This is a genomic window from Gelidibacter gilvus (assembly GCF_004115975.1).
Taxonomy (GTDB): domain Bacteria; phylum Bacteroidota; class Bacteroidia; order Flavobacteriales; family Flavobacteriaceae; genus Gelidibacter; species Gelidibacter gilvus.
Genome location: NZ_SDDZ01000002.1, coordinates 1 through 20,598 on the forward strand (window position 1 = coordinate 1; position 20,598 = coordinate 20,598).

Annotated in this window: 10 protein-coding genes and 2 pseudogenes; 9 read left to right on the top strand and 3 right to left on the bottom strand. The window is 36.2% G+C overall.

Translation table 11 applies throughout. From position 1 onward, the window contains the following. The 5 genes and pseudogenes from ESZ48_RS04140 to ESZ48_RS04160 form a co-directional block, all read left to right on the top strand. Positions 1–335: pseudogene (locus tag ESZ48_RS04140) on the top strand (hypothetical protein); the annotation flags it as partial. Between the two features lie 41 nt (positions 336–376). Then, positions 377–1,060, top strand: coding sequence for a P-loop NTPase family protein (locus tag ESZ48_RS04145; RefSeq protein WP_129016072.1), 684 nt, complete (start codon positions 377–379; stop codon positions 1,058–1,060). A gap of 109 nt (positions 1,061–1,169) precedes the next feature. After that, positions 1,170–1,790 carry a hypothetical protein gene (locus tag ESZ48_RS04150; protein WP_129016073.1) on the top strand — a complete coding sequence of 207 codons (621 nt, stop codon included), beginning with the start codon at positions 1,170–1,172 and terminating at the stop codon, positions 1,788–1,790. A 61-nt stretch (positions 1,791–1,851) separates the two neighbouring features. Beyond that, positions 1,852–1,983: pseudogene (locus tag ESZ48_RS19755) on the top strand (ATPase); the annotation flags it as partial. 172 nt (positions 1,984–2,155) lie between these two features. After that, entirely contained in the window at positions 2,156–2,566 is a 411-nt protein-coding gene (locus ESZ48_RS04160; RefSeq protein WP_129016074.1) for a hypothetical protein, read from the top strand. 61 nt (positions 2,567–2,627) lie between these two features. On the opposite strand, the gene ESZ48_RS04165 is transcribed toward ESZ48_RS04160, so the two are convergent. The 3 genes from ESZ48_RS04165 to ESZ48_RS04175 all read right to left on the bottom strand — a co-directional run bounded on the left by ESZ48_RS04165 (position 2,628) and on the right by ESZ48_RS04175 (position 7,652). Continuing rightward, entirely contained in the window at positions 2,628–3,392 is a 765-nt protein-coding gene (locus ESZ48_RS04165; RefSeq protein WP_129016075.1) for an SOS response-associated peptidase, read from the bottom strand. Positions 3,393–3,480: 88 nt separating this feature from the next. Continuing rightward, positions 3,481–6,438, bottom strand: coding sequence for a DNA polymerase III subunit alpha (locus tag ESZ48_RS04170; RefSeq protein ID WP_129016076.1), 2,958 nt, complete (start codon positions 6,436–6,438; stop codon positions 3,481–3,483). After that, the gene (locus ESZ48_RS04175; RefSeq protein ID WP_129016077.1) at positions 6,438–7,652 is read right to left on the bottom strand and encodes a DNA polymerase Y family protein; all 1,215 of its coding nucleotides are present in this window, start codon (positions 7,650–7,652) and stop codon (positions 6,438–6,440) included. Before ESZ48_RS04175 ends, ESZ48_RS04170 begins: the two co-directional genes overlap by 1 nt. A gap of 395 nt (positions 7,653–8,047) precedes the next feature. On the opposite strand from ESZ48_RS04175, the gene ESZ48_RS04180 reads away from it, so the two are divergent. The 4 genes from ESZ48_RS04180 to ESZ48_RS04195 all read left to right on the top strand — a co-directional run bounded on the left by ESZ48_RS04180 (position 8,048) and on the right by ESZ48_RS04195 (position 20,539). Then, complete coding sequence (locus tag ESZ48_RS04180) at positions 8,048–9,889, top strand: DUF262 domain-containing protein (protein ID WP_129016078.1); 1,842 nt, start codon at positions 8,048–8,050, stop codon at positions 9,887–9,889. Between the two features lie 537 nt (positions 9,890–10,426). Next, entirely contained in the window at positions 10,427–11,428 is a 1,002-nt protein-coding gene (locus ESZ48_RS04185) for a helix-turn-helix transcriptional regulator (protein ID WP_129016079.1), read from the top strand. A 158-nt stretch (positions 11,429–11,586) separates the two neighbouring features. After that, a complete protein-coding gene (locus tag ESZ48_RS04190; protein WP_129016080.1) occupies positions 11,587–14,616 on the top strand; it encodes a hypothetical protein in 3,030 nt (1,009 codons plus the stop codon). A gap of 7 nt (positions 14,617–14,623) precedes the next feature. Continuing rightward, positions 14,624–20,539 carry a DEAD/DEAH box helicase gene (locus ESZ48_RS04195; RefSeq protein ID WP_129016081.1) on the top strand — a complete coding sequence of 1,972 codons (5,916 nt, stop codon included), beginning with the start codon at positions 14,624–14,626 and terminating at the stop codon, positions 20,537–20,539. Positions 20,540–20,598: the final 59 nt, after the last annotated feature.

The window sequence follows — 20,598 nt, forward strand, 5'->3', positions numbered from 1 at the left end:
AAGTAGTGGGACGTTTATATAAACATAATAAAACAATAGTAAACAGTTATAAACTACAAAAGCCAAAAAATGAAAATCAAGTTTTAGATTTTTTTAAAAAACAAAAATGGTCGGAAATGGAAGCTGCCAAATTTTTTAATCACTACGAAGCGACAGGTTGGAAATTGGGAGGTAAAGTCCAAATCGAAAATTGGCAGGCCACTGCAAAAAATTGGATGATTAAAGCGGCTGAAATTGCCTTAAAAAACAAAACAATTGAAAATGGTTCCCAACTGTCCCAAAATCGGGACAACCTCCATACCACTCGAAATAAAGATTACAACCAGCCCCTTTAATTTTTTTGATGTCAAAACCAGAATTTTTAAACTCTAAAAAAATGAAACACTTTTCATCAAATTACAACTTGAGCAACCCAAGCGTGATTTACGAAGGAGCTTCGCAATTCGAACTCGGTACGCTAGACGGAAAAGTCATTAACTACAATTTCGACAAAATTTTACTTTACCTCCAGATCAAAGGGAAATTGATGTTCGGTAAAAATTTTAAAATTTACAATGAAGACCATGAGCTGATTCTTAAACTATCCAGTTACTTCATTCAAGACCGCCAGTTCGCTCTTAAATTCGGAATCGACATAGATAAGGGATTGTTGCTTTCGGGACCTGTAGGATGCGGTAAGACCACTATGATGATGTTGCTGCCACATCTCGTCCCGCACAAAAGAAAATATAGCATCGTTCCGGCAAGAAACATTGTTTTTGGTTTCAATGCCATCGGCTACAAAATGATTGAGGACTACTGTGATGCCAAAGATTATTGCTTCGACGATTTGGGTGTTGAGAACATAGGTACCCATTTCGGTAAAGACTGCAATGTCCTGGGCGAAATTTTAATCTCACGCTATGACTTGTTCAAAGACAAAGGCATCAAAACCCATTGCACCACCAACCTCAACGCTGAAGAAATTCAAGAGCGCTATGGCGAACGTGTCCGCTCCAGGATGCGCGAACTTTTTAATTTGGTAGGGTTTGAAGCAAATAGTGTGGATAAGAGGCTCTGAACGTAATTTGATTAACGGATTTTAATTTAATTTATGTGTAGTTATATCGCTTTCATTCAGTATATTAGTTCCTAATAATGACCTGGCTCAGCTTAATCCTACTTACACTATGAGTACCCATAACCACTTCTGGAATTGGTTTAGAGATAACTACCAACATTTGGAGAATCCGAAGGACTTTGATAAGATCGGATATTTGATGTTAGAAGCCCAAGAAGAACTTAGTTATTATAGTTCTAATTTAACTTTTTTTATAAAGTACGCTAAAGAAGAAAATAAGAAAAATAAACTAAAGTTCGTTTCAAGTGGGGATAGGAGTGTGGTTGTGATGGTAAACTATCTTCTCAGCAAAGCCCCGGAATTGCCCAAATGGAAATTTTCTCTAAAAAAACGATCAAAACGTAAACTCAGCAAAATCATTGAGGGCACCGATCCTGACTATGAGTTTGGCGACTTCAAAATCAAGATCAGCGATCTCATGTTTGCCCCATCCAACTACTGTTCGGATACCGAGATGTTTGATATTACAATTTATCTCTCTGAATTCTGGAAACATCCCCAGGTGTTGTTATATCAGGCCATGGCCATCCTGCTGGAGGATCTATTGGGCGCCGATTATGCCTACTCAAAGATTGACCAACTTACATTGGAGCAGATGCCCAAAAATATTGAGGGACTCATTCCTGCACATGACATGGAGTTGTTTTTTCAAACATTTACTATGGAATGAAATTGTTCGTTTTCAGACCATTTTAAATTACCCGTTTTGAGATTTTCAAATTAAAAGCTTCAAGACTCATTTCACTACCAACCTCAACACCGAAGAAATTCAAGAATGCTATGGCGAACGTGTCCGCTCCAGGATGCGAGAGCTTTTTAATTTGGTGGGATTTGAGTCGTCTAGAATTGATAAGAAAACGTAATTTTAATTTTATTGATTTTTAATAATAAATTCTAGGGGAACTTATTGGAAATGAGTATGTTTGGAGTTTATGAGAAATATGCATAACAAGCGGTTTCTATTCGGTTTTTGATTGCAATAAGGAAGTAAAAAAAAGATAATAACTGTTCTAAAGGACACACAACAAGATAAAAATGAAATCACATTTTCCTAAGAAAGGTGTTTTAATACTCACCCTAATAGTTAGTGTATTAAATATTTTAACTTTTTCTTCTTGTAGTAAAGAGGAAATGGATAATAATGAACAAGTAAAAAATACCAATTACTATGTGAAGTATGTTATAAAAGGTACTGGTGCCTATGGTCGTTTTAGTAATTGGACAGCTACAACCCCAGAAGGGAAATACACCAATAGTGGCTATCAGACAAGAAGTTGGAATCAGACATACGGTCCAGTAAAAAAAGGGTTCAAGTGTGAAGTTCAAATAGGTAATTATATAAGTGGTGCTCCCGTTATTGAAATTCATGTTTCAAAGAATGAAGAACCCTTTGCTTTAAAAGTAACTGAAACAGGTAGGAAAGCATTATATACTATAGACTTTTAAATATTGAGTGAACGGAAGTTCAATTTTTCTTATAAATAAGCGTTCCACTAAAAAAACACCCCTAAAAAACCAACTCCGCATACTTCACAGGCTCACAAATCTCTGGAACATTCCCCATATACTCCTTACCTCTCAATTTCGAAACCGTATGAGCTTCCAATTCTTCCTCCGGATATGCCTGAATTAACTCCTCAATAAACTTCTGATCTTTTTCGCCTTCTAATTTGGCCAACCATTGATCTGCTAATTCTTCGTGCAGAATCACAGGCATTCTTGGTTCCTTAAGTTTCGGGTTATTATGGATTTTAGCCAGAAGCGGATTTCCCGTGGTCGTAACAATAGAAAAAGTATTCATTTTCCCTGAAGTTTCAGGATTGACCCATTCATTAAAAAGTCCAGCTAAAATGAAGGGCGATTTATCTTTTTTGTAAATATAAAAAGGATAGGTTTTTTTCTCAAAATGATGATGTTCATAAAACCCATCTATATAAATTAAGCAACGGCTTTCATTGGCAGCCCGTCTAAACGAATTTAATTCAAATATGGTTTCCCCGCGGGCATTCAAAGTGTTATTCCAACTCTTTTTCATATCCGCTTCATTTTTCACCCAATGCGGAACCAGTCCCCAAGTGGCAACTTCGGGGTAATTGGGAGAGCGATCCGTATAAATCAATAAGTCAGGATGCGAGAACCCCGAGCTGTGATAGAGTGGTAAATCGGTGAGAGGAATTAATGTTTCCATAATTTCATCCACGGCTTGTGCATCACCCTTTGTTTTGGCGCGTTTCAATTGGGTTTCTACGGTCGCTCTAATATCGTAACACATGATTTTTATTTTAAAGTTAACAGTATTGCGAATTACCTGCAACTATTTTGATCAACCTTAACAGCATGTTACACCAAATTTGTAGCATTCAATTATTCCGTGGATCCTCCAGTATCCCCATTTTACGACTCCAAACCACATTCATGCTATAAAAATCAAACCGATCAGTTATGCGACCATAACAGGCATAAACTCCCAATCCATTAATTGGGTATTTCTCTACCACATCAGTAAAATGAACGGCATCAAAATAGTCTCCGTTAATATCTATAAAAGTACTCAACCGCATTAATTTCCCTTGAGAGGTATTGTTGAATCTAGTTGTAACCAAGCTGCCATAAATTAAAACCTCCTTATTTATAAAATCTTTCATCTGACTCGCCAGAACACCATTGGCCATTTCTCCATTAACGAGATTAAAGTAATTACATAAAGGAAAGCCCAACAGCTCCATTTCATCATAAGCATTTTCAATCCAATTGCTATTTAATTTAGGCAACTTGAATGCCTTGTGCTGGATTTTAAACAACTTAGCTTGCTGACTTTTGGCACCGTCGGCATTCAATTTAAAAATAGCCTGCCAGAGTAATTCTGTTTTCGATTGTTTTGTAAACCGGAAGGCATCTATGCGAATTAAAATCGTTAGCTGTTCTATGCTTATGGTAACGCGATCTATAAAATCATCCAGAGAACTAAATGCACCATGCCACTGCCTTTCCGTTAAAAGCCGTTGCACGGTAAAAGTCTCTAAATTTTTCAGGTAGCCAAAACCTAAATAAATGGAGGTGCCAATCAATCGGTTCGGATGTTCACTATTATTAATGCACGGCGCACAAATGGTGGCGCCTTGTTTCTGTGCTTCGTGTAAATAATGTTCCACACTGTAAAACCCACCGCCATTGTTCAGTACGGCAGTCATAAACTCCAAAGGAAAGTAACATTTCAGATACAAGCTCTGGTAACTCTCCACGGCATAAGATGCGGAATGGCCTTTGGCAAAGGCATAACCGGCAAAACTCTTGATCTGATTCCAGACTTCAAATATCAATTCATCCGTAAAACCTTTCTTCCTGCAATTGGATATAAACTTTTCTTCCACGGCAACAAATTCTTGACGTGATCGAAACTTACCGCTCATCCCACGTCTCAATACATCGGCCTCACCAAGCGATAAATCCGCAAACTGATTGGCAACCTTTAATACATCCTCTTGATACACCATCACCCCATAAGTCTCAGGCATAATTTGCATCAGTATCGGATGGGCATTTTTTCTCTTTTCAGGATACCGGTGCCGCTTAATAAATTCCTCTTTCATTCCCGATCCAGAAACGCCTGGTCTAATAATGGAGCTTGCAGCAACCAATCCGATATAATCTTGGGTCTGTAATTGTTGCATCAGACCGCGCATGGCTGGCGATTCGACATAATAGGCGCCAATGGCACCTCCCGCTTTCAAAAGATTGTTGATATTCTTGTCCTTTTTAAAAGCTTCAACATTGGTAATGTCAATAGGAGGGACTTCTGGCCTGTTTTCTGCGATGATATCCAAAGCATCTTTAATCTTGGCCAAACCCCGCTGACCTAAAATATCGAACTTGAAGACACCCACATCCTCCGCGATGATCATATCAAATTGAACCGTTGGAAATCCTTTGGGTGGCATATCCGTTGCCGAGTAATAATGCACAGGTCGGTCTAAAATAAGCACGCCAGCAGAGTGAACACTCAAATGGTTCGGGAATCCCTCAATCAATTTCCCGTATTTCAAAACCAACTGCGAAATCTCATCCAATTGTGAAACTGCGTAATTCCCTTTACTCAATTTATCAATTTCTTCTTTCGGCAATCCAAACACTTTCCCTAACTCTCTAACCACAGCCCTATATTTAAAGGTATTATAAGTAGCCATTAGCGCGGTATGTGGAAATCGCCTAAAAATATAAGCCGTTACATCATCTCTGTCTTTCCAGGAGAAATCAATATCAAAATCGGGTGGGGAAGCCCTAAACGGATTGATAAAACGTTCAAAATATAAATCCAACTCAATAGGATCCACATCGGTGATCCCAATGATATAGGCCACAATACTATTGGCGCCACTACCACGCCCTACATGAAAATAACCTTTGCTGTTGGCATAGGAAACAATATCATAATTGATCAGAAAGAAGGCCACAAAATCCAAAGATTTGATAGTATCCAACTCGGTTTGTAACCGGTTTAAAACTACCTCATTCGGACAGGAATAACGTTTGTGTAAATTATCGTGACATAGTTTTTCCAGTAGTTTATAATCGTTTGCAGCGGAATCCGTATAAAGCTTTAAATTTTGTGAAACCCGATGTTCTCCAAAGCCAAATTCAATAGCACAGCTATTCAAGATCCGATTCGTATTTTCAATAATATGTGGAAAATCAACAAAAGCTTCATTTATTTCATCCAAAGGAATCATTTTTTCTGTAACCTTACATTCCTCCGATTTATCAAGTTTGCTCAATAAAGTGTTTTTATCAATAGCTCGTAACAACCGGTGCGCATTGAAATCCTTTTTTCCTCTTATTGTCACGGTCTGCAGAACCACCAATTTGCTTTCCAGATTTTTCAACTTAGAGAACCTTAGTTTCCGCAACTCTTCAATCGAAACGCCTATAAATTCATTAACCTTAAAGTCAGTTTTTTCTAACTGCAGAACATGCTCAAAAGGATAAATGATATAACAATTCTCAAAAACAGGAGCGAGCTCAGGTAATTTAACTTTGTTTTCCGAATGATGGGATAGAAAGGAATTAAGTTCTTGAAAACCTTCATTGTTCTTGGCAAGACCGACATATACTTGTTTGTTCCCATTTCTAAAGTCGATCCCAACCACAGGTTTGATATCATAATCCTTCGCTTTTCTAATGAAATTTAAGCATGCCGAGGTATTATTAATGTCCGTTAATGCTAAGGCCTGGACACCATTTGTTTTGGCAAGTTCCAAAAGTTCTATTTCAGAAAACGTACCGTAGCGAAGGGAATAATATGAGTGACAGTTGAGATACATTACTGGTTTCTATGAGCTAATACTGTTGGGGGTTCGCCATTGAATGGATTGTCAAATCTTCCAATAGAGTTGGCGCCCATAGACGAGGCGCGCATAATGCTGGCTTCGCCATAACGGCCTCTAATATGATCCATGGCGTTATAAAGACTGAGCATTTCTTCGGTATCATCAAATAAATTAATTTGATAATGGCCGCTGACGATATCGTTAATCTTCACGCCAACCAATCGCACCAACAAGCGACGTTGATACAATTGTTCAAACAGTTCCATCACTTTCGGAATGATAACATGGTCTGCACTGGAGTAAGGAATTTTAACCTGTTTGCTATACGTATTAAAATCTGAGTACCGAATTTTCACACTGATCACCCCAGCTATTTTATTCCCTCTGCGTAACTGAAACGCCAAATTCTCGGCCATGGCAAAAATGGTGGTCCGCAACTGTTTGACATCAATAGTGTCTTTATTGAAAGTGCGTTCTGTTGAAATGGACTTGCGTTCATGAAATGGCACCAACGGCGGATTGTCAATACCGTTAGCCCTTTTCCAAATGGTGGCACCATTGGCACCCAATGCGCTGGTCATCATTTCGATGGGCATTTGTTGGACCACCTTAACTTTATCAACGCCTAAATTCCGCAAAACCTGGTATGTTTTTTCTCCCACAGAGGGTATCTTCCGAATGGATAAAGGGCCAAGGAAAGATTTTTCAAAACCTGCATCGATCTTCAATTGGTTATTGGGTTTCGCTTCTCCAGTGGCAACTTTCGAAACGATCTTATTGACCGACAATCCAAATGAAATCGGCAAGCCACTATTTTTAATAATACTCTGTCTGAGCTCAGAAGCATATTTATAACAGCCATGAAATTTATCCATTCCAGTTAAATCAGCATAGAATTCATCAACACTCGCTTTCTCAAATACCGGAACTTTCTCCTTAATAATCTCCGTAACCAAATGTGAATATTTTGTATAAATTGAAGCATCCCCTCGGATCACAATAGCCTCCGGACATAAATTACGCGCCACCTTCATCGACATTCCCGAATGCACGCCAAACACTCGCGTTTCATAACTACAAGCCGCAACCACACCTCTATCTCCCGTGCCACCAACTAATAGCGGTCTGTTAACCAATCGGCTATCAATTAATCGCTCACACGAAACAAAGAAGGTATCCAAATCGAGATGCAAAATATTCTTTTCCATTCTACAAAATTACTCATAATTGTAGCTGTTTGTTGCTATTAATTGTAGTATGTGGATAACTTGCGATTATCATATTTTAAGTAAAACGTTTCCATAAATAATTTTTAACTCCTGAAAATATCTTTCATTAAGACTTCAACGCCGCAGAAATCCAGGAACGTTACTGCGAACGGGTTCGCTCAAGAATGCGTGAGATTTTTAATTTTGTAGGGGTTGAGTCGTCTAGTTTGGATAAGAGGGGGTGAGTCCAGCGTAATTGATTTTTTTAAATACTAATTGTAGGAAATGTCTTGGAAATTAATATGTTTGATGTATAAGAGTGATAGGCGCGACGAGTTGCGGCTATCCGATTATTGGCAACTAGTTAAAAAAGAACTATAACACATAATAAAGACATGACTGAAAAAAATAATATTCAAATACAATTTGACTACCTCGATTTAGAAAAATGCTTCAAAAATTTTTATGTAGTTCCTGATTATCAAAGAGAATATGTTTGGGAAGAAAGACAAGTAAATCAATTGTTGTCTGACGTTTTTGACGAGTTCGATAACAATCACAACAAAGAATATTTTATTGGAAGTACTGTAGTTTTTAAGGACAATAATGGTTCTTACGAATTAATTGACGGTCAACAAAGAACAACTACTTTGTTTTTAATTATTTGTGCTTTAAAATCTGTTTATAAAGAATGGAATTTAGACACAGATACACTTGACCGAATGATTAAGGATAAAACAGTTAATGCTTTAGGAGATTCAATAGATAAATATAAATTAGAACTTCAATACAAGGATTCTTCCAATATCTTAAACGTAATCTCTTCACTTTCTGACAGGCCTGAAAATTTAAAAGGTTCTGCTGAAAGACTTTTCAATGCATACGAAAACATAATTGCTTTTCTAAATCAAAATTTCAGAGAAGACAAACCTGAACAGCTTAAAAAATTTTTTGTTTATCTGTATCGTAAACTAAAATTCATTCAGATTGAAACACCTGAGATAAATGACGCATTAAAAATATTTGAAACCATCAACGAAAGAGGAATTGGTTTAAATCCAATGGACTTGCTTAAAAACCTAATATTTAGGCAGGTTGATCGAAAGGAGTTTACAAAACTCAATACTAAATGGCAGCAATTAGTTTCCATTTTAGCAAAAAACAATGAAAAACCATTGCGTTTCCTGCGTTATTTTATAATGGCAAATTATAATGTTAATAGTCCAAAAGGGGATGAGATTTTAAGAGAAGATGAAATTTATAATTGGATTACAAAACCCGAAAATACAATTCAATGTAATTACGAAAAAGAGCCCTTTGACTTTGTTAGTTTACTAATTGAAAATGCAGAGATATATGTCAAATACTTTAAAGGAGAAGACCAATTCGGGCAGAACATCTTTCTAAATAATATTAGAAAATTGGGAGGGGGATCATTCCGACAACATTTGATATTACTTTTAGCAGGCAGAAAATTATCCAAACCACTTTTCGACCATCTTGCTAAACAAATTGAAACCTTAATATTCTTCTATTTTATTACAAGAGAGCCAACGAAAGAATTTGAGCGGAACTTTTCAAAGTGGGCAAAAGACTTATTGACTATACAAACAGCAGACGAATTAGACCAATTTATTAAAGATAAAATTAAGCCAGAAGTTGACGAAAAAAGGAATAGTTACAGAAGTAGTTTTCTAGAGCTAAATCAAAATTCAGTTCAGCATTATCGAATGAGATATATTTTAGCGAAAATAGCTCAATATGTTGATCAACAAAGGTTAGGTTCTTACATTCCTCAAACACTTGATAGTTATATTACAACTGGAATTGAAATTGAACATATTTTACCTTTCACTCCTGAAAAGGGATTAAGAGAAAAAATAGGAGAAGAATATGATGAGGTTAAAATCAAATTAGGAAATCTGACTTTGCTCGAAAAAAGTATAAATGCTTCGATTGGTAATAATGATTTTTATGGCCATAAAGTTGGAGAATATTCTAAATCTTCAATCTATTTGACTAAATCAATTTCAAAACTTGAAAATGTCGGAACTAACACCGCAATTACTAGACTTAACCAACGATTAAAGTCCTTTACTGCTTGGAATTGCTCAACAATTACGGAGCGTCAAGAATTATTATTTGACTTGTCAAAAAGTATTTGGGAAGTGGATTATATTAACGAACAAAAAGAAAGGCCAATGGCCAACATTGGTAACAGTTACGCAACTCCATGAATGCACAAAAAGATGTACTCGTTTAAGCCCTTTTTAGGGCTTTGTTTAGCGGAAGCTTCTAAATTCCGTATTGACCAGAAAACAAGTTCCAACAAAGTACACTGTCCCTTCACTCTCAATTTTGAAACCGTAAGAGCTTCCAGTTTCGCATCTGGCTATCCCTGAGTAAGCTCCAAAATAAATTTTTGATCTTTAACGCCTTCTAATTTGACCATCCATTTCTCCGCTAATTTTTCATGCAGAATTACAGGCACTCTGGTCTTTTATCATAGCTTTTATCACAATTGCCTCTAATTCTTACTAAATCGATATAAATTGCTATTTTTAACATTAAATGATGACACAATCAAGTTTTCCAGAAGATGGTTGTGATTTTTAGTAATTCATCACGAAAAATTAATAAAGTCAACCTCGTAAGTTCTATTTCATAAGTGATGCCGTAAATTAATAATCAATGATACGTTGTCAATTTTTATTAATGAGATAGAGTTTAAGGAGTATGACTTCATTTGGAAAGAATAGAAAGAAATTTGAATAATGGCCAACAGCACCCACGCACATTTAAGATATAATATTCTGGATTATTGCTTTCGCAACAAGTCCTTCAATTTTGAGGAATTACTGAAGTTCGTGAATGAGGGTATTGCCGAGTTGTATCCTGGAGATGGCATTTCCACAAGAACTTTACGAGATGATCTAAAAGTGTTTAGAGATAAAGAAAGAGGATTTGGCGCACCATTACCCGAGAATATACGTGTTTTAAAATATACCGATCCAAAATTCTCAATTGCCCAGCGTTCATTAATGGGTCACGAACAGTATTTAATTGATGCCGCGCAGCAGTTATTAAGTCGTTTTGAAAATCATCCGAGGTACGATAAACTAGCCGAAGCTTTGATCAAGTTTCAGGATGAAGAAGATTCAGAAACTGACACCTCAAAAATTCTGTTTTACGACCAAAACGAAGAATATAAAGGTATTCAACATCTGAAACCACTTTACTTAGCCATTAAGAAAAAGGAAGTACTTAAAATTACTTATAAAGGGTTTAAAGATGAAAACTCAAGTTCTTTTGAATTTCATCCGCACCTTCTAAAACAATATAATAGAAGATGGTTCGTCTTTGGATTAAACAAAACTCGCGAGACCAAAGAATGGAGCATTCCATTAGATGAAAGACTTATTGGTTTTAATATTCTAGAAGATATTTCTTATATCGAATCTAATACCGACTGGGATACGTTTTTCAGAACGATGGTAGGCGTGGTAAGACCAGTCGATGCAGAGGTTGTAAGAGTTATTCTTCGTTTTCATAATGGAAGAGAACAGTACTTTAAAACAAAACCATTCCAGCCGGATTACGACGAGTTTTTAGAAGAAGACAAACAAGATCAAGTATGGTTCGATACAATTTTAAATAATGAATTGGTACAACAGATTTTGTCCTATGGACACGACGTAGAGGTGCTTGAACCAAAATCACTAAAACATAAGATGCGAGAACACACTAGTGTCATGCAGAACTATTATATGATTTAACTGTGCATTTATCTTGCACATTGGACTATTATGTTTGTTTCATAAAATTAATACCATCGTCAGATCAGATAATCCCGTTCCTTGCAGTTTTCCGCTCGAACGTTATAAAGATGTGTACTAATTTTATAATTATATGTACAATTTATTAATGAATTTATATGACTTATTTCCAATCATTGCTCTCCAAAAACAATCTCTCTTCTCATGATGGCCGACCTTTATGGAAGTATTTTTTAACGGAATCAGATTTTGAGGAATTGCGTAAAACCTTAAGTTTTGCAGCATCATATAATATCGACGCTAGAGATGCTGCCTTGTATTATGCGGAATGGTGGAAACGTAATTACGACGGAGGAAGTCCGAGAAAAGAAAGTGTTTTTGAGTCTATAGGGGGGAATAGTAAATATTATTTTAATTACAACGATTTTTATAAAATAGCGAAAAAAGGAGGGCAAATGCTAGGGGTTAAATGGATTGTTAAGCAGAACACCTTACGCTTCAAAACATTATTGCTTCAGGGGGGATTGCCTCTAACCCATATTAGTGCCAATCAAGGAGGGTATCTAAATTTTCTATTAGCAGTTTTAGAAGAGCAACCAGAAACTATAGAAGATTTTATTTTCCAACCACATATCGTTAATCATTTGCCAGTCTCGAGTAGAAATGATACAATTTATGAGAATTGTTTTGAAATAGTCCGCTCTATACTTAATAAAGAAAACATCTATGATGATTTATTAGATTCTGATGTTACCCTAAAAAGTATTTCTAGTCAACTTAAGATCCGTGCAAGCGAATTAAAAACAAAATCTAGACTCACCAAATCAAAAAATTATTGGTTAATGAGAAAATCGGAAAATCGCGTTGAAATTCAGTTGACTCTCGGTTTAGCATCGTCTTATACGCAAAAAGCACTTTCAGGAATTCTCGGCATTAATACTGAGGGTAGTCAATATCAACTTTATATAAATGATAAATTAATATGTGTATTTAAAAGACTCTACTCAGGTAATTATAAAACAGATTGGTTCAATCAAAAGAGTCATAATTGGGACGGGGATGACAACCTATTAAATGCTTATATAATAGTAGATGGTAATAAAATAGAGGTTCCTGATTTTATTCAGATCACACCATCCGTAACAGAACCTACGCTTTGGTCTAAATACACGGAAAACGAATGGAGGTTAATTAAAGGGAGCGGGAGTACGGATAAAAGTGCCTCTGTATTAATGCCTTTAGATTGGGAATCAGATTATGAATCTGAAAACATTGTGATTCTTGATAAAGAAATGAAATGGTTAGAGTTTGAGGGAGAATTACAAATTACGAAAAACGACCAAAGAAGAAAATTCTTAAGTGATGTTGAATCCTTCGATTGGACGATTGTTAGTAAAAAACCGCAATGGATAATAAAATCTAATATGCCAATTGTCAGAGCTGGGTTTAAAGTGTTTTTATATGATACTAGTGATAATTTAATTCCAGAATCTAAATATCAAGTTTGGATAAAGTCACATAGTCCCGGTACATATTGGACGGAATTATCGCAAGTTGCCAACTTGCCATTAGGTTGTGTCAGTGTTAAAATCGAAATGAATGGTTTAACTGCTTACGACCTTGTATATAATATTAGAAATTTATCAATTGACTATAATGAGACATCCATTGATAGAGCAAAGATTACCGTTAACGGAGCAACAGGGTTGGCTATTAATTTAATAGAAACCCCTTTATTCAATATAAGCAGTGACAACAACCAATATACATTAAAAGTAAATAAAGGAAGCTCTAAAATTCCTACGATGATTAAGGCATCATTAGGGATAGGAACTCAAAGGAAACTGCATTTCCAGATGGAATCACCATTTCAAGGCATGGCCCTTGTGGATAAAGATGGTAATATCATAGATGAAAGTGCTAATCTGTCGTTAAGAAACCTATACGGGTTACGTCTCTTAACTACTCCGGGCAGAGAAACAGTATTAACCTTAAGTAATAAGGTAAATACCGATGTTAAGATTTCTAAATCAATCATTCCAACTTTTCAACCCTTAATTTCATATCGAGATGAAATAGTACGATTGTTTTATCTAGCTGACGCTATGGATTATACCAACAAAGTGTGTTTACAGATAAAGGAAGGTACTAATCAAAAAACATATGAGGTTTCGGGGTTTTCCCATGCATTATACATTGACCAAGAAGCTGGCCATGTTGAACTAGTAAATTCTGATAAGGTCCTAGATTTATTTGCCATTCCATTAAACGATTGGAGTACAGATGTAACGGTAGTTCCTTTAGATAAAGAAGGTGAAAAATTTAAGTTTCCAACTCATGAAACAATTAAACAATGGATTATTATATCTTCCAAAGTAGAAGGAAGCCAATTGATGCCAAGATTTATAAATCTAGACCCAAATTACACATTTGTAGAACCAGAGGAGAGAATTAAAGCATACGGAGAGCAACTTTTAGAGAGTTCTTTTGATGCTGATATATGGCAGAAACTACTATCCTTATTTACTATTTGTTCCAAGAACGGATATGATATTCCTTTTTCGACATTCGATCAATTTAGAGCGCTCACATCCAACTCTAAAGCAGCAGCTAAAGCACTTCTATTTATTAGCACAAACCAAACAGATATTAACACATTCATTCAGCAAGACATTCCAGAAATGGAAAAGGACTTAGGGATTTGTTTTCATTGGATAGCAAATGATGATTGGTCTAGTGCTTTAAATGAGATCTTTGATTTTGCTAATGTGGAGCCTTATTATTATCATAAATATATGTCTTTGATATCAAGCTATATGCAAGAAGTAGGACTAGACTTGGTATTTAAAGTCATGTCCGGGAATAATGTTCACGTTGAAAAAGTTTCACATATGCGAATTAATGAACTCCGGTCGCGCTTAGGGCAAAGAGTCCTTGAAGAGCTTCCAGCAAACATTCCAAGAGTAACAAGCGAATATAATATTCCAGTCAAAGATCACAACCGAGTACAACTTTTAGTAAAGTCACCAATTGCGGTAGCCGAATCCATCAAGAATGTACCAACGCAATACCCTATATGGGGCGTTAATACACAAGTAAATACCATTAGAAGAAATATTCAATATAGTCAATATTTAAGTCCTGATTTTTATAAGGACACTATATTGCATGTACTAAAAACCAACTAAACCAAAAATGAATTTTAAAGAATTTTATACCAAAACAGAAAATAGATTAACCGATGCCATTCTTTCACTTTGGGCAACTGGAGATAAAGAAATGCAAGATTACTTTAAGTATTTGCTTTCCGAAGAACCAATAATGGCAGAGGCTGTGTTTCAAAATACATTTCCTTGGGAAGAGGGACAACTCGATTTTGGCGAAACATCAACAATGTTTAAAAAAGAGTTTATAGAGGCTTTAGACAATATCAAAGAAGAAGATTATCGATTCCCAAAAAGCAGAAAGCCCTACAAGCACCAAATAAGAAGTTGGGACATGTTATTGAACAAAAATAAATCTATCGCCGTGACTACTGGAACAGGTTCAGGTAAAACGGAGTGTTTTATGTTACCCGTTCTGCAGGATATTCATCAACACTGTAATAATCAACAAGGTATAAATGCTATTTTCTTATATCCTTTAAATGCGCTTATCGCAAGTCAGAGAAAGAGAATGCATGCTTGGTGTTCGGCTTTGGAAGGAGTTAGTTATGCATTATTAACAGGGGATACCCCAAATACTAGTAATAGAAATGATAGAGAGAAAAGCCTTCCACAGTTAATTTCCAGAGAACAAATAAGAGCTACACCTCCCCAAATATTATTTACAAACCCAACAATGTTGGAATATATGCTGGTAAGAAATGCTGATGTTCCAATTTTAGAAAAGTCAAAAGGTAAATTGCGTTGGATTTTATTAGACGAAGCACATACTTTAACAGGTTCAAAGGCTGCAGAAATGGCACTTTTGATTCGTAGAGTTGCAGATGCTTTTGGAGTGGATGTAAATGATTTGAGATTTGCTATCACTTCCGCAACTGTGGGTAGTGGTGATGGCAATAAATTGAAAAAATTCATGTCTGGTCTATGTGGTATTGATGAAGATAAAATAGAAGTGATTTCTGGAACCCGTGTAAACACGCATATAAAAGATAGTGAGATTCCAAATCTCTCGTCGGTACTCTCAAAAAATAATATAAAAGTATTAAGAGATAAATTTTTGAAGGAAAGTGCTTTAAGTCAAAGGGAAATTGGTGAGTATTTAGGAGTTAATGACCCGCTAGAACAATTAGAAATCGTTGACACGCTTGCAGAGAAGCAGATTAATGGAAATAACCTACTTCCAGTTCGAGGTCATTTCTTTACTAGAGGTATAGGTGGCGTGTATGTATGTACAAACTCAGAATGCAAGGAACATAAAGATGATAAACCAGAAATTGCATTAGGGTCAATGTACACTGTGGCAGGTAAAAAATGTAATTGTGGACATCAGCTGCTTGAATTAGTTGCCTGTAACTCCTGCGGAAACATAATGCTAGAAGGTGAGAAAGTAAATACTATAATTGACAAAAAGCCTAATAGTCAAATCAGACAAAAAGTAGGTGTTGGCTATGAGGCTTTTCAAATGGATAATCACGATGAAGATTCAGAAACTCTAGAAGACACAAAGTCACTCGATAGCTCAGTGTTTTTAGTGCGCAATAATGGAAGACAAAAATATCACAATGATCGTATGTCGCTTACTAATATTGATGGACATGGGGTACTGAAAAGCGGTGATCAATGGTGGATGACAGAGGATGAGGAAAAAAGGTGTCCCCATTGCAATTCTTTAAATGCAAACCCAATGCACTTCAGGGTCTCTTCAGCATTCACAAATAGAATCTTGTCTGATATTATTTTGGATCAAACGCAAGTGGCTAAACCTAAAGATAGAACGCCATATACGATTCATGACGGAAGAAAATATATATCATTTACAGATAGCCGTCAGGGAACGGCTAAAATTTCAGCAATGATAAATATTGATAGTGAAAGTGATTGGATACGCTATCAGACCTATCATTTTTTACTTAACAAAATGCACGAAGGTGATGAAGATAGATCACATGAAGAGCTGCTCGAAGAAAGAGTGTATTTTTTAGATCAATTGAATAGAGCTCCTGTGTTTTTACAGAAAGAAATTCAAGACAAATTAAGGTTAATAGAAGAAAAGCTAGCTGGGGGTAATAGCATACCTCTACTGCAAAGTAGGGCGTCCTGGAATGATATAGTTGAATATATCGTGTCAAAACAGGATTTCAAAACCTTGTTCTTTAAAGCGGCTAAAGGCGATAATTTTGTTATAGAAAATCACACCTATGCCAAGTCATTATTCTTCGATCAATTTGCACGGAGAAAACCAAGGGAGCGATCTCTTGAAAACTTAGGTTTGATAAACTTGGTTTATCCATCACTTGATAGTGTGACATTGCCAGAAGAAGCCGAAAGGCTAGGGGTTACTCTACAAGAATGGAAGGACTTGTTGAAGATTGCAGCCGATTATGTGATACGTTCTGGGTTTCATTATTTATATGATTCTTCATTATATACATTCACAATATCGCTTCATCGTTCAGATTTAATTTTTCCGCCAAATTCAGATGAACCCAATGCCAAAACATGGCCACAATATAATCCTAAAAGCAATTCTCAGTCACGCTTTGTTTTATTGATTTGTGCAGGGCTAGGTTGGTATGAAAAAGAAGATATTACAAAGGATAGAGAAGATGACTTGAATGAATTGCTTAATAAAATTTGGGTAACCTTAAGAACTAAACTTTTATCTGAGGACAATGGAGGTTATAGGATAAACCTTATGGAAAAGTCCAACTTTGAAATCGCAGGGGTTCAATATTTGTGTCCCGTTAAAAGAAGATTATTAGATAAGGTGTTTAGAGGCTATTCCCCATGGATTAAAGGGGTTTTGTCACAAGAAAACTTTGAACTCTACAGTATTGATTCAGCTTTTACCAATCAGTTCCCTGTGTTTTCACATCCATATCACTTGCATGAAAATGAGTCCGTCGATGCGTCTTTAGTGGATACATGGCTTGATGAAAAAAGTAAGGAAGCTCGTAGTAAAGGCTTGTGGAACAATTTACATGAACGGGTTTTTACGCCCAGTTCATTGTATTTAGCAGGAGAGCATTCTGCGCAACAAGGCAAAAAGAGACTGAATGAATTGGAAGAACAATTTGAAAAAGGAGAAATTAATGTGCTTAGTTGTTCAACTACTATGGAAATGGGTGTCGATATCGGCGGGATTTCAGCTGTAGTTATGAGTAATGTGCCACCCATGCCTGCCAACTATTTGCAGAGAGCTGGTCGAGCGGGGCGTCGTTCAGAAAATAAATCATTAGCATTAACATTTTGTGCACCTAATCCTATTGGACTGCGCACTATGAATAATCCAAAATGGGCGTTGGATCATGAAATAGCATCTCCAAATTTAAAATTTGACAGTAAGACTATTGTCGAAAGACACATCAATTCATTATTATTTGGGATTTTTATTAGGCATGAAAATAATAAAGAAAAAGGCCTTAATGTTGTCGAAAATATAAAGAACTTCTTTATTGAGGGGACCCCAACAATAGGAGAAGCATTTCTGAACTGGCTGGAAAATATATCTGCAAAAGATTATGAACGGTCCTTTAGTCGTATTGTTAAAGGTACGCCTTTACAAGGAGCAAGTGCAGAGCAGTTGAAACGTATGGTGTCGGACAACTTTAGAGATATAGTATCGGAGGTTAGAAGCCAATTAGAGGGATATGATCTAGAGTTGGAAAAGCTAAATGATGAGCTTGGGAACAATAGTCCTGGATATAAAGCCGTCAACTATCGTAAACGACAGTTTTTGGATAAGTTTGTTCTAAACTATTTGGCTGAGGTAAGCTTTCTGCCTAATGCGGGACTGCCAACTGGAATTGTCGAGTTTGAAAAAACGAGTTCTAAGGATATTGGTAGAAACTATACCGTCGAAAATCCGAGCTACTCAATAGAGCGCGCCTTAACAGAATTTGCACCGGGCAACAACATCCTTATTGATGGATTGAACTATCAGTCTGCAGGAGTCATAATGAAAAATACTCGCGGAGAAGCTGGTAAGCGTACTTTGATTCAAGCCTGTAGTTATTGTGGTTTTCAGAGAAGTACCGAATCCTATAAAGATGATGAAAACTGTCCAGAATGTGATGCTACTAATAGTTTTGTTGGAATTGATCTCGGAAGTAAAGGAGGTAAATTTACAGAACTGGTAGAGCCCGTTGGCTTTGCCGTTGATTTGTATAGAACGCCAACAAGAACAATTTCTGATAGAACTAAAGCACAGTACCTAGAGCCCTTATTATTGAACATTAAACCTTGGGGGCTTCAACAAAGTAGTCAACTAGATTTCCGAATGAGTAATGAGCAGGAAAACTCTGAGATTTTGTTCTATAATACAGGGGGAGGTCAGGGGTATAGTTTGTGTTTAGATTGTGGGCGTGTTGAAACGGCGCATGAATTGCTTGATGGGCATAAGCGTTTAAGAGGTGGTAAGAGGGAAGATGGAGAAAACATCTGTACTGCCACTAATATTCGTGATGGTATTATTCTGGGCAGTAGATTTAAAACCGACTTTACTGAAATTCGTTTAAAAAACAGTGATGGTGCCTATATTAATGATGAACGTTTGGTTTATTCTTTGGGGGTTATATTTACTAAAACCCTAGCAAATTATCTCGCTGTCAATGAGAACGAATTAGGTTTTGGTGTCAAGCGCTATAAAGATTACCGCACCATTTTTATTTATGACGCCGCTAAAGGTGGTGCAGGATATGCTTCGCAGTTTGCGATGTACACTGCTGAAATCTTAAAAGAAGCCTACAATGTGCTTAAAAACTGTGAATGCAAATCGGCATGTACTAAATGTTTAGTAGATCGATCCACACAATGGCATATTGAAAAGCTAGATCGAGAATTGGCTTATAAATGGATTGAAACGGCTGTAAAAAGTACCGTGCCATCAGACTTGCTGGCTATCCATCCGGAAGCAAGTTCCATTTTCGGTAATCTGGCAAGTGAAATTGCACGTATGGATTATCATTTTGGAATCAAAGGCATAAATATTCACGTTAATAGCCAATTAGAACACTGGAAGCTTGAAGATTTAAATTGGATAGAAAATATTAAAAGAAATTGTCCAGATGTAAATATAGTGGTAGAGGGAAGCCTTGTGTATTCAAATACTCAAGACAAATTATCTGTGACGATGTTATTGTATAAATACGGATTAACACAGAATGAAACTAAAATTAAAGAACAATATCCGGTGCATTTATCCATTTTGTTGAACAACAATAAAATTGTCAATTACGTGTCTAAATCAGATTATTCAAGTTTAGATGCCGTCTGGGCTTTTAATCTAGAAGAACGTTTCTATAAAATCGAGCAAAGCGAATGGATTGTGTATCCACCTGCTGAACTTCCCGATTTAACCAACACTAACCTCTACCAATCACGATTCAGTGCAATTCCATTTCGATCTCAAAGCGATGATCTGGCTAAGCTAATGTTGATTAACCTTAGTGATGCTTCTGATTTCTTGTCTAAAATTAAAAATCAAGAATTCTCGGTGGCCTATTATGATAAGTACAATCAATCAGAGTTCTCGTTGAGGTTATTGCTGCAATTTGTTGACGTATTTCAAAAAGAAGCTGATTTCACAATTAAAGACTTCAAAATCTATTCGGAAAAGGGAGCCTTTGAAAAAAATAGATACCCAGAATTCATCATCCATAATTATTTTGAAATTGAAGATTTCAAATATGACTTGGACCTCCTATCAAACGGGACTTCATATAGTGTTGAGACTGAAGAGAAGCGCGGGTTACCTCATTATCGCTATTTTAATTTCAAATCAAAAAATTTATCTTTTGAGTTCAGAATAGATGGCGGAATCGCCCATGGTTTCAAACCAATGGATTATTTAAGATCAGCGGAGATGTCTAATGAAAACACGCCTTTTACGATTAGGAAAGATGTGGATCACGACATTATATACAATATTACTATAGAGAATGAATAACTATGCAAGCAAATTGCACAATACATTTGTTAATTTGCAGAGTTGAATTTATAGAAGTT